We start from the raw sequence: 14,418 nt of genomic DNA on the forward strand, positions 1-14,418 counted from the left end.
GAAGGCGCTCCTCATCAGGACTCAGTAGGACTTGGGCAGGCCCAGCGTCTGGTGCGAGACGTAGTTGAGGATCATCTCCCGGCTCACCGGGGCGATCCGCGCCACGCGGGACGCCACGATCAGCGAGGCGAGGCCGAACTCCTTGGTGAGGCCGTTGCCGCCCAGCGTGTGCACGGACTGGTCGACGGCCTTCACGCAGGCGTCGGCGGCGGCGAGCTTGGCCATGTTGGCGGCCTCGCCCGCGCCGACGTCGTCCCCCTCGTCGTACAGCCGGGCCGCCTTCTGCATCATCAGGCGGGCGAGTTCGAGCTCGACGTGGGACTGGGCGAGGGGGTGCGCGATGGCCTGGTGGGCGCCGATCGGCGACTTCCACACGCTGCGTTCCTTGGCGTACTCGACGGCTCGGGACAGCGCGTAGCGGCCCATGCCGATCGCGAACGCGGCGGTCATGATGCGCTCCGGGTTGAGGCCCGCGAAGAGCTGGAGGAGCCCCGCGTCCTCGTCGCCGACTAGCGCGTCGGCGGGCAGCCGCACGTCGTCGAGGGTGAGCTCGAACTGCTTCTCGGCGGCCTGGAGTTCCATGTCGATCCGGCGCCGCTCGAAGCCGGGGGCGTCGCGCGGGACGATGAACAGGCACGGTTTGAGGTTGCCGGTCCGCGCGTCGGACGTACGGCCCACGATGAGCGTCGCGTCGGCGATGTCGACGCCGGAGATGAACACCTTGCGGCCGGTCAGGAGCCAGTCGCCGGAGTCGGGGTCGCGGCGGGCCGTGGTGGTGATGCGGTGCGAGTTGGAGCCCGCGTCGGGCTCGGTGATCCCGAACGCCATGGTGCGGGAGCCGTCGGCGAGCCCCGGCAGCCAGGTGCGTTTCTGCTCCTCGGTGCCGAAGCGGGCGATGACCGTGCCGCAGATCGCGGGCGAGACGACCATCATGAGGAGCGGACAGCCGGCCGCGCCCAACTCCTCCAGGACTATGGCGAGTTCGGAGATCCCTCCACCCCCTCCCCCGTACTCCTCGGGCAGGTTGACGCCCAGGTAGCCGAGCTTGGCGGCGTCCGCCCACAGCTCGTCGGGGTGACCGCCGGCGCCTGCGACGCGGGCCAGGTAGTCGCGGCCGTACCGGCGTCCGAGTGCGGCGACGGCGGTGCGCAGGGCCTGGTGTTCTTCGGTTTCGAGGACGGTACTCATGACGACTCTCCCTCTTGTACGACGGCGAGCAGCGCGCCGACCTCGACCTGGCGGCCGGGCACGGCGTGCAGGGCGGTGAGCGTTCCGGCGGCGGGGGCGCAGATGCGGTGCTCCATCTTCATGGCCTCCAGCCAGACGAGGGGCTGCCCGGCCGTGACCGGCCGCCCCTCGGCGATTCCTTCGGCGACGCGGACGACGGTGCCGGGCATCGGGGCGAGCAGCGATCCCGGCGCGCGGCGGGCGGTGGGTTCGGGGAGCAGCGGCAGCGGGGTGAGGGCGGTGTCCCCGCAGGGGGTGCCGACGTGCACGCGGCCGTCGTACCGCGCGACCGTGTACGTACGTCGTACGCCGTCCACTTCGAGTACGACGAGAACGTCCGTCGCACTGATCACGTTCACGCCGTCGGCGGCCGGCCCCTGCCGGGTGTGGTGGTAGCGCACTTCGTGCTCGGTGCCGTCGGGTTCGGTGCGGTAGCGCTTGAGGTGGGGCTGGGAGCGGAGGTTGCGCCAGCCGCCGAACCGGGAGCGGCCGTGCGCGTCGGCGAGGGCGGCGGCCAGGGGGGCGTGCGGGTCGGGCATGGGGGCCGTGAGTGCGGCGACGTGCCGGTCGTAGAAGCCGGTGTTCATGCGGGCCTCGGTGAACTCGGGGTGCCGCAGGGAGCGTACGAGCAGGTCCCGGTTGGTGACGGGGCCGTGGACGGCGGCGCGTTCGAGGGCGCCCGCGAGTTTGCGCAGGGCTTCGGCGCGCGTCGGCGCGTACGCGACGGCCTTGGCGAGCATCGCGTCGTAGTGCACGCCGATGGTGTCGCCCGCGGCGTACCCGGTGTCGAGGCGTACTCCGCCGGGCACGTCGATGCGGTGCAGGGTGCCGGTCTGCGGGGCCCAGTCGGCGGCCGGGTCCTCGGCGTAGAGGCGGGCCTCGACGGCGTGGCCGTGCGGGGCCGGCGGGTCCTTCTCCAGGGCGAGGCCTTCGGCGACGCGGATCTGCAGCGCCACGAGGTCGAGGCCGAACACGGCCTCGGTGACAGGGTGTTCCACCTGGAGCCGGGTGTTCATCTCCAGGAAGTGCGCCCGCCCTCCGGCCACCAGGAACTCGACGGTCCCGGCGCCGCGGTAGTCGGTGACGCGGGCGGCGCGCACGGCCTGTGCGTGCAGTTCGGCGACCAGGTCCGGCGTGAGGCCGGGGGCCGGGGACTCCTCGATGACTTTCTGGTGCCGGCGCTGGAGGCTGCAGTCGCGGGTGCCGAGCGGCCACACGGTGCCGTGCGCGTCGGCCATGATCTGCACCTCGACGTGCCGGCCGCCCTCGACATAGGGCTCGACGAACACCTCCCCGTCCCCGAAGGCACTGGCGGCCTCGGCCCGCGCCGCCGCCAGCTCACCCGCCAGATCGGCCAGGTCCCGTACGACGCGCATGCCGCGCCCGCCGCCGCCCGCGGCCGCCTTCACGAGGACGGGCAGGTCGGCCTCGGTGACGTCCCCGAGCGGCTCGACGCCCATCAGTTCCTTGGCGCGTGTCTTGGACGCCATCGCCTCGATCGCGGCGGGCGGCGGGCCGATCCAGACGAGCCCGGCGTCCAGGACGGCCCGCGCGAAGTCGGCGTTCTCGGAGAGGAAGCCGTAGCCGGGGTGGACCGCGTCGGCGCCCGCGGCCTGCGCGGCCTTCACGACGAGGTCGCCGCGCAGATACGTGTCGGAGGGCGCCGCCCCCGGCAGCCGTACCGCCGTGTCGGCCTCGCGTACGTGCAGGGCGTCCGCGTCGGCGTCGGAGTGCACGGCGACCGTGGCGATGCCGAGCTCGCGGCAGGTGCGGAAGACGCGGCAGGCGATCTCGCCCCGGTTGGCCACCAACAGGGTGGAAATCATGGGGTGTTCTCCTCACATCCGGAAGACGCCGAAGCCGCCGCGCGCGCCCTCGTAGGGGGCGGTGTGGATCGCGGACAGGCAGAGGCCGAGGACGGTGCGGGTGTCGCGCGGGTCGATGACCCCGTCGTCGTAGAGCCGCCCGGACAGGAACATCGGCAGCGACTCCGCCTCGATCTGCTGCTCGACCATGGCGCGGAGCCCGGCGTCGGCCTCCTCGTCGTAGGGCTGCCCCTTGGCGGCGGCGGAGGCGCGGGCGACGATCGACAGGACGCCCGCGAGCTGCTGGGGGCCCATGACGGCGGACTTGGCGCTGGGCCAGGCGAAGAGGAAGCGCGGGTCGTAGGCGCGGCCGCACATGCCGTAGTGCCCCGCGCCGTACGAGGCGCCCATCAGGACGGAGAGGTGCGGCACCCGCGAGTTGCTGACCGCGTTGATCATCATGGCGCCGTGCTTGATGATGCCGCCCTGCTCGTACTCCTTGCCGACCATGTATCCGGTGGTGTTGTGGAGGAAGAGCAGCGGGATGTCGCGCTGGTTGGCCAACTGGATGAACTGGGCGGCCTTCTGGGACTCCTCGCTGAACAGCACGCCCTGCGCGTTGGCGAGGACGCCGACGGGGTAGCCGTGCAGGGCGGCCCACCCGGTGACGAGCGAGCTGCCGTACAGCGGCTTGAACTCGTCGAAGTCGGAGCCGTCGACGATGCGGGCGACGACCTCGCGCGGGTCGAACGGCTTCTTCAGGTCGCCGGGGACGATGCCGAGGAGCTCCTCCTCGTCGTACTTGGGCGGCTCGGCGGGGCCCGGGTCCGCGTACGCCTTGCGCCAGTTGAGCCGCGCCACGACCCGGCGGGCCCGGCGCAGCGCGTCCCGCTCGTCCTCGGCGAGGTAGTCGGCGAGGCCGGAGGTGCGGGCGTGCATCTCGGCGCCGCCCAGCGACTCGTCGTCGCTCTCCTCGCCGGTCGCCATCTTGACCAGCGGCGGACCGCCGAGGAAGACCTTCGCCCGCTCCTTGACCATGATCACGTGGTCGCTCATGCCGGGTACGTAGGCGCCGCCGGCCGTGGAGTTGCCGAAGACGACGGCGATGGTCGGGATCCCGGCGGCCGAGGACTGCGTGAGGTGTTTGAAGAGGGCGCCGCCCGGGATGAAGATCTCCTTCTGGGAGGGCAGGTCGGCGCCGCCGGACTCCACGAGGTGGATGGACGGCAGCCGGTTCGCGTGCCCGATCTCGTGCGCCCGGAAGGCCTTCTTCAGCGTCCACGGGTTGGAGGCGCCGCCCCTGACCGTCGGGTCGTTGGCGGTGATCAGGCACTCCACGCCCTCGACGACGCCGATGCCGGTGACCATGGAGGCGCCGACGGGATAGTCGCTGCCCCAGGCGGCGAGCGGGGACAGCTCAAGGAATGGTGTGTCGGGGTCGAGGAGCAGCTCGATCCGCTCGCGGGCGAGCAGCTTGCCGCGCGCGCGATGCCGCTGGACGTACTTTTCTCCCCCTCCCTCCAGCGCCTTGGCCTGCTCGGCGTCGAGTTCGGCGAGCCGGTCCAGCATGGCCTGCCGGTGCTCGGCGTATTCGGCGCTCGCGGGGTCGAGCGCGGAGGCGAGGACGGTCACAGCAGTACCTCCCGTGTCACAGCAGTACCTCCGGTATGTCGAGGTGGCGGGCGCGCAGCCACTCGCCGAGGCCCTTGGCCTGCGGGTCGAAGCGGGCCTGCGCGGCCACGCCCTCGCCGAGCAGCCCCTCGACGACGAAGTTCAGGGCGCGCAGGTTGGGCAGGTCGTGGCGGGTGACGGGCAGCCCCGCCGTCTCCGGGAGGAGTTCGCGCAGCCGGTCCACCGTCAGCTCGTGGGCGAGCCACCGCCACGCGTCGTCGGTGCGCACCCACACGCCGACGTTCGCGTCTCCTCCCTTGTCGCCGCTGCGGGCCCCGGCGACGAGGCCGAGGGGGGCGCGGCGGGTGGGGCCGGGCGGGAGGGGTGCGGGCAGCGGCGGGGCTTGCGGGTCTTCCAGTACGAGGGTGTCGGCGCCGGACGGGACCGGGCGCCGCTCCCCGTCGGGCAGGACCGCCACGTGCTCGACGCTGTCCCGCTCGACGTACGCCGCCTCGAAGACCCCGTACGGGGAGCCCTTGCCGGGCGGCGCCGTCACGTGGAAGCCGGGGTAGCCGGAGAGGGCCAGCTCGATCGCGGCGCCGCTGAGCGTGCGGCCGACCGTGTCGGCGTCGGTGTCGCGCACGACGAGGCGGAGCAGGGCGCTGGCGCTCTCCTCGGTGGGCGCGTCCTCGCGGTCGGTGCGGGCGAGCTCCCACCGCACCTGTGCGGGGCGGGACTTGCCGCGGTCGAGGGCGTCCTCGATCTGGGCGCGGACGAGGGCGGCCTTGGCGTCGATGTCGAGCCCGGTGAGGACGAAGACGACTTCGTTGCGGAACCCGCCGAGCCGGTTGAGGCCCGCCTTGAGGGTCGGGGGCGGTGCCTCACCGCGCACGCCGTCGATCCGGACGCGGTCGGGGCCGGCCTGGGTGAGGGTGACGGTGTCGAGACGGGCGGTCACGTCGGGCCCCGCGTACCGGGCGCCCTGCGTCTCGTACAGGAGCTGCGCGGTGACGGTCCCGACGTCGACGAAGCCGCCGGTGCCGTCGTGCTTGGTGATGACGCACGAGCCGTCCTCGTGGATCTCGGCGAGGGGAAAGCCGGGGTGACGCAGAAGGCCCAGGTCCCTTCCCCCCTCCGCGAAGAAGGCGTAATTGCCGCCGGTGGCCTGCGCGCCGCACTCCAGGACGTGCCCGGCGACGACGGCGCCCGCGAGCCGGTCGTACTCCGTAGGCCCCCATCCGAAGTGCGCGGCGGCGGGCCCGGTGACCAGGGCGGCGTCGGTGACGCGCCCGGTGACGACGATGTCGGCGCCCGCGTCGAGGCACGCGGCGATGCCGGCGCCGCCGAGGTAGGCGTTGGCGGTGAGGGCGCCGGGGAAGCGGGGGCCGAGGTCGTCGCCCTCGACGTGCGCGACCCGCGTCTCCCCGAGCCCGAGCCGCCCCGCCAACTCCCTTACCTCGTCGGCGAGTCCGGCCGGATTGAGCCCACCCGCATTGGCGACGATCCGCACGCCCCGCTCCCGCGCGAGCCCGAGGCACTCCTCCAGCTGCCGCAGAAAGGTCTTGGCGTACCCGCGCCCCGGGTCCTTGAGCCGGTCCCGCCCGAGGATGAGCATGGTCAGCTCGGCGAGATAGTCCCCGGTGAGGACATCGAGCTCCCCACCGGTCAGCATCTCGCGCATGGCATCGAACCGGTCCCCGTAGAAACCGGAGGCATTGCCGATACGCAGGGGCCGTGGGTGTGGGGGTACGGGTGTGCCTGTGGCGGTGGGGGGCGCTGAGGTCACTGTCCGGGTCCCTTCGGTGGGTGGCCGGGGCGGGGCGGCCCCGCGAGAGCTGGGACGAGGGCCGGGTGGCGGCCGGTCCGGCCGGGCGGACCCGCCGGCGCCCGGGTGGAGCCCGGCCGGCCGTCGGGGCGAGGCGGCCTCGCGCGGACGGCGAGGTCGTGGCCGGGCAAGGCGGCGCGGGTCACTGAGCGAGGGCCTTTCGGAGGCGTCCTGGGCCCGGTGGGCCCGCGAAGGCCTGGGCGATTGCCCAGCCAGCGGTCTGCGTCGGGGCCCTCGACGCGGACGGCGAGGTCGTGGCCGGATAAGGCGGCGCGGGTCACTGAGTGGAGGTCTTTCGCGGGCGTCCTGGGCCCGGTGGGCCCGCGAAGGCCTGGGCGATGTCCAGCCAGCGGTCGGCGTCCGGGCCCTCCGCGTGCACGGCGACGTCGGCGCGGTGGGCGCGCTGGGTGACGAGCAGGCAGAAGTCGAGCGCCGGGCCGGTGACGCGTTGCGCGGCGGCCTCGGGGCCGTACGACCACACCTCGCCCGTCACCGGTGAGGTCAGTTCGACCCGGAACTCCTCGTCCGGGGCGCTCAGTCCGCGTACGGCGAAGGCGAAGTCACGCGCCCGCACCCCGATCCGCGCCACATGCCGCAGCCGGTCGGTCGCGGCCCGCGCCACGCCGAGCGCGTCCGCCACGTCCTGGCCGTGCGCCCAGGTCTCCATGAGCCGCGCCGTCGCCATGGAGGGGACGGCCATGGGCGGCCCGTACCAGGGCAGGCGCGTACCGGCGGGAGCCTCGCTCAGGAGCCGCCACAGCTCGTCGCGCCCGGCCCGCCAGCGGGCGAGCAGTTCGGCGGGCGGCAGTGCGGCGCCGTCCGCCGCGCCCTCGTCCACGAACGTGCCGGGTGCCGCCGCGGCCTTCTCCACCTCGGCGGCGAAGGCCTCCGGGTCCGTGGCGGCGAGCAGCGCGGCCCGGTCCGTCCAGGTCAGGTGCGCGATCTGATGGGCCACGGTCCAGCCGGGCGCGGGCGTCGCGAGGGACCATCGCTCCCGGCTCAACCCCGCCACGAGGCGGTCGAGTTCCTCGCTCTCGGCGCGCAGGTCGTCGAGCACGGGCAGGGCATCGGACACGGAACGCTCCCCTCGGGGCACGGTCGGGTCTCCCCTGCTCCAATACTCCAAGGCTCGCGCGGTGAGACGGAGTCAGGAACTCGGGGAGGTGCCTCGGAGCATGGCAGCGCTCATAGAAACAAGCAAGCGTGCTTGCATTACTTTTCGGACGGCCGTCCGACGGGTTCGGCGCCCGCGGCGGCGGCGCGGGCAGGGTCGGCGGGGGTCGGCGCGACCGCCGCCGCCACCGGATCCGCCCCCGCGCGCACCCGCCGCCGCCCCACCTGCGTCCGCACCGCGCCCATGCTCGCCGCGATGACCAGACTGATGGCGACGGCCTCGACGGCGGAGAGGGCCTGGCTCAGGACGAGGAATCCGGCGACGGACGCGATGGCCGGTTCCAGGCTCATCAGGACCGCGAAGGTGTGCGCGGGCAGCCGCCGCAGGGCGAGGAGTTCGAGGGTGTACGGCAGTACGGACGACAGGACCGCGACGGCCGCGCCGAGCGCCAGCGTGCCCGGCTGGACCAGCCGCGACCCGGACGCGGCGATGCCGAGCGGCAGGAAGAGCACCGCGGCGACCACCATGGCGAGGGCAAGACCGTCGGCCTGCGGGAAGCGCCGTCCGGTGCGCGCGCTGAAGAGGATGTACATCGCCCACATCGCGCCGGCGCCGAGGGCGTAGGCGACACCGACCGGGTCGAGGCCGTCGAAGCCGCCCCCGCCGCCGAGCAGGAAGACACCGCAGAGGGCGAGCCCCGCCCACACCAGGTTCACGGCGCGGCGCGAGGCGAGGACGGAGAGCGCGAGCGGGCCGAGGACTTCGAGGGTGACGGCGGGGCCCATGGGGATGCGGGCGACGGACTGGTAGAAGAGTCCGTTCATCCCGGCCATGGCCACGCCGAACGCGACGACCGTGCCCCAGTCGGCCCGCGAGTGCCCGCGCACCTTCGGCCGGCACACGACGAGCAGCACGAGCGCGGCGAAGACGAGCCGCAGCGCCACGATGCCGACCGCGCCGACCCTCGGCATCACGCTCACGGCGAGCGCGCCGCCGAACTGCACGGAGATCCCGCCCGCGAGCACGAGTCCGACGGGGCCGAGGGAGCCGATGCGCCCGCGGAGCCCCGGGCCGCCGTCGTGGGTCGCCGTCGGCGCTGCCTGATCGCTGCGGGAGACGTTCACGCGCGAGCCTTTCCCGAGGGGCGGAGTCCTGAAGTCCAATGTGCAACCCAATGTGCAACCCGATGTGAAGTCCATCACGCTGCACTGCAGCATTCAACGTAATGCACTACGTCAGGATTGTGGAGCGCTTTCGCTGCTGTACGCAAACCACGTCCGTACCCACGTCCATATCCGCGTCCATATCCGCGTCCGTATCCGCGTCCATACAGCGAAGCCACGGATGCCTCGTTCACCCGTCGGCGCCGTGGCGCAGCCCCTCCGTCAGTCCCTCCGCCAGCACCTCCGCCAGATGCCGCCCCCGTACGCCCGCCAGCTGCTCCAGCTGCGTCCGGCAGGAGAAGCCGTCGGCCAGGACCACCGCGTCCGCGCCCGCCCCCGCCACCGAGGGCAGCAGCTGTTCCTCGGCGCAGGTCTTCGAGACGTCGTAGTGGCCGCGTTCGAAACCGAAGTTCCCTGCGAGTCCGCAGCAGCCGCCGCTCAGTTCGCCCGTCAGGCCCGCCTTCGTGCGCAGCCGGCGCTCCGCCGCGTCGCCCAGGACCGCGTGCTGGTGGCAGTGGGTCTGGCCGACGACGGGGCGGTCGACGGCCGGGGGCCGCCACTGCGGGGCCAGTTCCTCGACGGCCTGCGCGAAGGTGCGGATCGCGGCGGCGAGCCGGGGGGCGCGGGGGTCGTCGCCGAGTAGTTCGGGCAGGTCCGACGTGAGCGCGGCGGCGCAGCTCGGCTCCAGGACGACGACCGGGACCCCGGCTTCCAGGAGCGGTTCCATCCGGTCGAGGGTGGCGCGCAGGACGGCGCGGGCGCGGTCGAGCTGGCCCGTCGAGACGTACGTCAGGCCGCAGCACACGCCGCGCGGCGGCACCGCGACGCGGAGCCCCGCGTCCTCAAACACGGTCACCGCGGCCTGCCCCACGGACGGCGAGAGGTGCTCGGTGAAGGTGTCGGGCCACAGCACGACATCGGCCCGCTCCCCGACCCGTGGCCTGCGCCCGTTCCTGCTCCCCCACCACTGCCGGAACGTCCGCGGCGCCACCTCAGGAAGTGCCCGCTCCGGGGCGATCCCGCCCAGTCGCTTGGCGAGCGTGGCCAGTGGGCCCACGCGAGCCAGCGCATTGACGAGGCGGGCCGTGCGCGTCGCCGCGACGGCGCGGAGCCAGCGCGGCAGCCACCCCATCGTGTAGTGGGCGGCGGGCCTGCGGCGGCCTTCGTAGTGGTGGTGCAGGAACTCCGCCTTGTACGTGGCCATGTCGACGCCCACCGGGCAGTCCGAGCGGCAGCCCTTGCAGGACAGGCAGAGGTCGAGTGCGTCCCTGACCTCCGTGGAGCGCCAGCCGTCCGTCACCACCTCGCCGGCGAGCATCTCGTGCAGCAGGCGGGCGCGGCCGCGCGTGGAGTGCTCCTCCTCGCCCGTGGCGCGGAAGGACGGGCACATCACGCCGGTGGGGGAGGCCGGGGAGGCGGTACGGCACTTGGCGACGCCGACGCACCGCCTGACCGCCGCCGTGAAGTCGCCGCCGTCGTGCGGGTAGCCGAAGGCAACCTCGACGGGTTCGCGGGGCAGGGGCGCGAACCGCAGGTCGGCGTCGAGGGGCGCGGGCCGCACCAGCATGCCCGGGTTGAGCAGGCCCGCCGGGTCCCAGACGTCCTTGACGCGTTCGAAGAGGCGGATGAGTTCGGGGCCGTACATCTTCGGGAGGAGTTCGGCCCGGGCCTGTCCGTCGCCGTGTTCGCCGGAGAGCGATCCGCCGTGCGCGACGACGAGGCCGGCGAGGGATTCGGAGAAGGTGCGGAAGCGGCCGATGCCTTCGGTGCTGAGCAGGTCGAAGTCGATGCGTACGTGGATGCAGCCGTCCCCGAAGTGCCCGTACGGCGTGCCGCGCAGGCCGTGTTCGGCAAGGAGGGCCCGGAAGTCCCGGAGGTAGGCGCCGAGTCGGGCGGGCGGCACGGCGCAGTCCTCCCAGCCGGGCCAGGCCTCGGACCCGTCCGGCATGCGGGTGGCCGTCCCGCTGGCGTCCTCGCGCACCCGCCACAGCGCCCGCTGTCCCGCCGGGTCGTCGACGACCACGGCGTCCACGGTGTCGGGGGCGGCCGCCCGCACGATCGTGGCGGCACGCGCGCGTGCCTCGGCCGGGGTGTCGCCGCCGGTCTCCACGAAGAGCCAGGCGCCGCCCTTGGGCAGCCCGCTCTCCCGGGCGGCTCCGCGGACGAGGTCGGCGGCCATGCCCTCGACGGTCAGCGGCCCGTGCGGCAGGAGTCCCGCCGCGGCTTCGGCGGCCGCGCTCTCGTCCGCGTAGCCGAGCACGGCGAGCGCCCGCGCGCGGGGCGCTTCGACGAGGCGTACGACCGCTTCGGTGAGGACGCCGAGGGTGCCCTCCGAACCGCAGAACGCGCGGGCCAGGTCCGTGCCGTGTTCGGGGAGCAGCGCGTCCAGGGCGTAGCCGGAGATGCGGCGCGGCAGGTCGGGGAAGCCGGTGCGCAGGAGCGCGAGGTCGCCGTCCACGAGTGCGCGCAGGCCCGTGGGGGCGCTGTCCCAGCCCTGGGCGAGGTGACGGAGTGCGCCCGAACCGTCGACCACGGAGAGGGCGGATACGTTGTCGGCGGTCGTGCCCCAGGCCACCGAGTGGGAGCCGCAGGAGTTGTTGCCGATCATTCCGCCGAGGGTGCAGCGGCTGTGGGTGGAGGGGTCGGGGCCGAAGGTGAGGCCGTGCGGGGCCGCGGCGGTGCGCAGGTCGTCCAGGACGACGCCCGGCTGCACCACGGCCGTGCGGTGGCCGGGGTCGAGGGCGACGACGCGGTTCATGTGGCGGGTGAAGTCGAGGACGACGCCGGTCCCCGTGGCCTGCCCGGCGATCGAGGTGCCCGCGCCGCGCGGCACGACCGGCACGTTCCGCTCGCGGCAGACCGCGAGGACCGCCGCCACGTCGTCGGCGTCGCGCGGGGCCACCACCGCGGCGGGCACCCGGCGGTAGTTGGAGGCGTCCATGGTGTGCAGGGCCCGCGCGGTGACGGACGGGTCGACCTCGCCGCGCACGGCCGCGCGCAGGTCCTGTGCGAGGCCTTCAGGGTCCGCGTCGGGACCCGCGTCGAGATCGCTCATGCCGTCCAGGATGCCCTCGCACAGGCCCCCCGCGACCACCCCGCCCCACCCGATTTTGCACGATCCGGACGGGAAGATTCCCAACCCGGTCGATAACTCTCCTATAGTGATCCCGACTTGAGCAGAGTGTGTCGCTTCCGATCGAGGACCCCGATTGATGACCGCGCAAACCCCCCTCGCGCGCCCCGGGACGAGTGGGGCCTCCCCTGCTCAGGCGGAGACGGGACCGTGGGAAAAACCCCCGCTGCGCCCGACCGCGCTCGTCCTGCTGGCCTGCGCCCTGACCACCGCGGCCCTCACCGGAGCCGCCGTGGCCGTCGCGCCCGGCTCCGTACGGACCCCCCTGGCATGGGGGGCGGGCGCCGCCTCCCTCGCGCTCAGCGTCGCCGTGACGCTCGCCTTCCACTTCTTCCGCGCCGGCGCCCTGCTGCGCCGCCGCGCGGCGGCCGCACGGCAGGACACGGAACGGCTCGTCCTTGAACAGGCCGCCCGCGCCGCGGAGTTCACCCGCGAGCGCACCGCGCTCACCGAGTACTTCGCCCGTGAGCGGAACGAGCTGACCGTGCGGGCCCGCACCGCCGAGTCCGAGCGGGCCGCCGCCCTCGCCGCGTGCGCCAACGCCGCGGGACGCATGCAGGCCCTGGCCACCGGCATGCTCGCCGACCTGCGCGAGATGGAGGGCAGGCACGCCGACGAGGACGTCCTCACCGACCTCCTCCACCTCGACCACAGGACGGCGCAGGCGGGCCGCATCGCCGACTCCGTGGCCGTGCTCACCGGCGCCCGCTCGGGCCGGCGCTGGTCCCGGCCCATCGTCATGGAGTCGATCCTGCGCGGCGCGATGGGCCGCATCGGCGGCTACCAGCGCGTGCGCGTCCACTCGGCCAGCGAGGTCGCCGTCGCGGGCCACGCCGCCGAGGGCGTCATGCACGCCCTCGCCGAGATCCTGGACAACGCCGCGAACTTCTCGCCGCCCACCTCCGAAGTGCACGTCTACATCGAAGAGGTCGCGGCCGGCGTCATCGTCTCCGTCGAGGACAGCGGCCTCGTGATGGGCCCCGTGCAGCAGCGCCGCGCCGAGCGCGCCGTCTCCGGCGAGACGACGGGCCTCACCGGTCTGTCCGGCACCCGGCTCGGTCTCGCGGTGGTCGGCAGGCTGGCCCGCAAGCACGGGCTCACGGTGTCGTTCCGCCCGTCGGCGCGCGGCGGCACGGGCGTACTCCTCCTGATACCCCAGGAGTTGCTCTCCCGCCCCTCGGAGACCGCAGCCGTACCGGCCCCGGCCCAGGCATCGCTGACGGCCGCGTCGTCCACGACCACGGCGGCCCTCCCCGCCGCGACACCCGCACGCACGACAGCCGCGCTCCCGGCCGCGCCCGCGAACGCGCCGGAGGGGACGCGGGGGGATGTGCACACGGAGCACCGAGCCGACGGTGACGTCCAGGAACTCCCGACGCGGCGCAGGGATGGCGAGCACGTCCATACCCCCGCGGTCCCGCACCCACAGCCGGACCCCGGGCACCCGGCACAAGCCGCCCCCGACTCCGCCACCGCCGACGCGCCCCTCCCCAAGCGCCCCCGCGGCCGCACCCTCGCCGCCGCCGAGCGGGCCCGCGCCGACAGCGACACGGGTGAGACGCGCAGGCCCCGCGCCCCCGGCGCCGAGAGCACCGCGGCCCGCTTCAGCAACTTCCGCCAGGCCGTCCGCACCACCCCCTCGGAGCCCACGGACGACGCCCCCGCAATCCCCCAGCACCCGGAAGGCGACACCCCCCGATGACCACCGGCACCTCCCCCGGCAGCACCACCGACGCCAAGCTGACCTGGCTGCTCGAAGGCCTCCTGGAGCGCACCCCCGGCGCCCGGCACGCCCTCGTGCTCTCCCGTGACGGCCTGAAGCTGTGCCGCACCCGCGAGCTCTCCGTCGACCAGGCCGACCAGCTCGCCGCGATAGCCGCCGGCATCCAGTCCCTGTCGCACGGCGCGTCCGCCGAGTTCGGCGACGGCAGCGGCGGGGTCCGCTCGGCGATGGCCGAGTTCTACGGCGGCATCCTCTTCATCGTCGAGGCCGGCGAGGGCGCGCACCTCGCGGTCATCGCCGCCGAGGACGCCGACGCGGGGCTCGTCGGCCACACCATGAGCGAGCTGGTCGAGCAGCTCGGCGAGCACCTGCGCGCCGCGCCCCGCGCGGACGACACCCCCCGCGGCCGGCCCGCGTCATGAGCCGCCCCGGCCGGGACGACTCCCCCGACCGGCTGTACACCCTCACCGGGGGTCGCAGCCGGTCGGCGCCCGACACGCCCTTCGACCTGGTGACCCTCGTCGTCGCCGAGTCCGCTCCGGTCCCCGGCATGCAGTCCGAGCACGCCGCGATCCTGCGGATGTGCGGGCTGCCCACGGCGGTCGTGGAGATCGCCGCCGAGCTCCGGCTGCCGGTGAGCATCACCCGCATCCTGCTGTCCGACCTGCTCGACGCGGGCCGGATCAGCGCCCGCCACCCGCGTTCGGGCCCCACCCACAGCCTTCCCGATTCCGACCTCCTGGAGCAGGTGCTCGTTGGACTCCGCAACCTCTGAACGCAGCGCTGCCGGGGCCACCCGAACAGCCGGGGCCACCCC

At 74.1% G+C, this 14,418-nt stretch carries 10 protein-coding genes; 3 read left to right on the forward strand and 7 right to left on the reverse strand.

Features of this window, described 5'->3' with window-relative positions; genetic code table 11:
- Positions 1–21: 21 nt before the first annotated feature.
- The 7 genes from AB0H82_RS29450 to AB0H82_RS29480 form a co-directional block, all read right to left on the reverse strand.
- Positions 22–1,188: an acyl-CoA dehydrogenase family protein gene (locus tag AB0H82_RS29450; protein ID WP_362998012.1), complete on the reverse strand. Its 1,167-nt coding sequence runs from the start codon at positions 1,186–1,188 to the stop codon at positions 22–24.
- The gene (locus tag AB0H82_RS29455) at positions 1,185–3,053 is read right to left on the reverse strand and encodes a biotin carboxylase N-terminal domain-containing protein (protein WP_362998014.1); all 1,869 of its coding nucleotides are present in this window, start codon (positions 3,051–3,053) and stop codon (positions 1,185–1,187) included. The genes AB0H82_RS29450 and AB0H82_RS29455 overlap by 4 nt, the downstream gene beginning before the upstream one ends.
- Before the next feature lie 12 nt (positions 3,054–3,065).
- A complete protein-coding gene (locus AB0H82_RS29460; RefSeq protein WP_362998016.1) occupies positions 3,066–4,664 on the reverse strand; it encodes a carboxyl transferase domain-containing protein in 1,599 nt (532 codons plus the stop codon).
- Between the two features lie 16 nt (positions 4,665–4,680).
- A complete protein-coding gene (locus AB0H82_RS29465) occupies positions 4,681–6,429 on the reverse strand; it encodes an acyclic terpene utilization AtuA family protein (RefSeq protein WP_362998018.1) in 1,749 nt (582 codons plus the stop codon).
- A 316-nt stretch (positions 6,430–6,745) separates the two neighbouring features.
- On the reverse strand, positions 6,746–7,543 hold the full coding sequence (locus tag AB0H82_RS29470; protein ID WP_362998020.1) for a TIGR03084 family metal-binding protein: 798 nt from the start codon (positions 7,541–7,543) through the stop codon (positions 6,746–6,748).
- A gap of 137 nt (positions 7,544–7,680) precedes the next feature.
- Positions 7,681–8,706: an EamA family transporter gene (locus AB0H82_RS29475; protein ID WP_362998022.1), complete on the reverse strand. Its 1,026-nt coding sequence runs from the start codon at positions 8,704–8,706 to the stop codon at positions 7,681–7,683.
- Between the two features lie 229 nt (positions 8,707–8,935).
- A complete protein-coding gene (locus AB0H82_RS29480) occupies positions 8,936–11,800 on the reverse strand; it encodes an FAD-binding and (Fe-S)-binding domain-containing protein (protein ID WP_362998024.1) in 2,865 nt (954 codons plus the stop codon).
- Between the two features lie 157 nt (positions 11,801–11,957).
- On the opposite strand from AB0H82_RS29480, the gene AB0H82_RS29485 reads away from it, so the two are divergent.
- The 3 genes from AB0H82_RS29485 to AB0H82_RS29495 are packed head-to-tail and all read left to right on the forward strand — an operon-like array spanning position 11,958 to position 14,376.
- Positions 11,958–13,580, forward strand: coding sequence for an ATP-binding protein (locus AB0H82_RS29485; RefSeq protein ID WP_362998026.1), 1,623 nt, complete (start codon positions 11,958–11,960; stop codon positions 13,578–13,580).
- Positions 13,577–14,023 carry a roadblock/LC7 domain-containing protein gene (locus AB0H82_RS29490; protein WP_362998028.1) on the forward strand — a complete coding sequence of 149 codons (447 nt, stop codon included), beginning with the start codon at positions 13,577–13,579 and terminating at the stop codon, positions 14,021–14,023. Before AB0H82_RS29485 ends, AB0H82_RS29490 begins: the two co-directional genes overlap by 4 nt.
- Entirely contained in the window at positions 14,020–14,376 is a 357-nt protein-coding gene (locus AB0H82_RS29495) for a DUF742 domain-containing protein (RefSeq protein ID WP_362998030.1), read from the forward strand. The genes AB0H82_RS29490 and AB0H82_RS29495 overlap by 4 nt, the downstream gene beginning before the upstream one ends.
- Positions 14,377–14,418: the final 42 nt, after the last annotated feature.

Source organism: Streptomyces sp. NPDC050732 (assembly GCF_040654255.1).
Lineage (GTDB): Bacteria > Actinomycetota > Actinomycetes > Streptomycetales > Streptomycetaceae > Streptomyces.

What these genes read in the sequence shown, in the direction of transcription:
- AB0H82_RS29495 (WP_362998030.1), top strand. Translation starts at nt 14,020, where the DNA reads ATGAGCCGCCCCGGCCGGGACGACTCCCCCGACCGGCTGTACACCCTC.
- AB0H82_RS29485 (WP_362998026.1), top strand. Translation starts at nt 11,958, where the DNA reads ATGACCGCGCAAACCCCCCTCGCGCGCCCCGGGACGAGTGGGGCCTCC.
- AB0H82_RS29490 (WP_362998028.1), top strand. Translation starts at nt 13,577, where the DNA reads ATGACCACCGGCACCTCCCCCGGCAGCACCACCGACGCCAAGCTGACC.
- AB0H82_RS29450 (WP_362998012.1), bottom strand. Translation starts at nt 1,188, where the DNA reads ATGAGTACCGTCCTCGAAACCGAAGAACACCAGGCCCTGCGCACCGCC.
- AB0H82_RS29455 (WP_362998014.1), bottom strand. Translation starts at nt 3,053, where the DNA reads ATGATTTCCACCCTGTTGGTGGCCAACCGGGGCGAGATCGCCTGCCGC.
- AB0H82_RS29480 (WP_362998024.1), bottom strand. Translation starts at nt 11,800, where the DNA reads ATGAGCGATCTCGACGCGGGTCCCGACGCGGACCCTGAAGGCCTCGCA.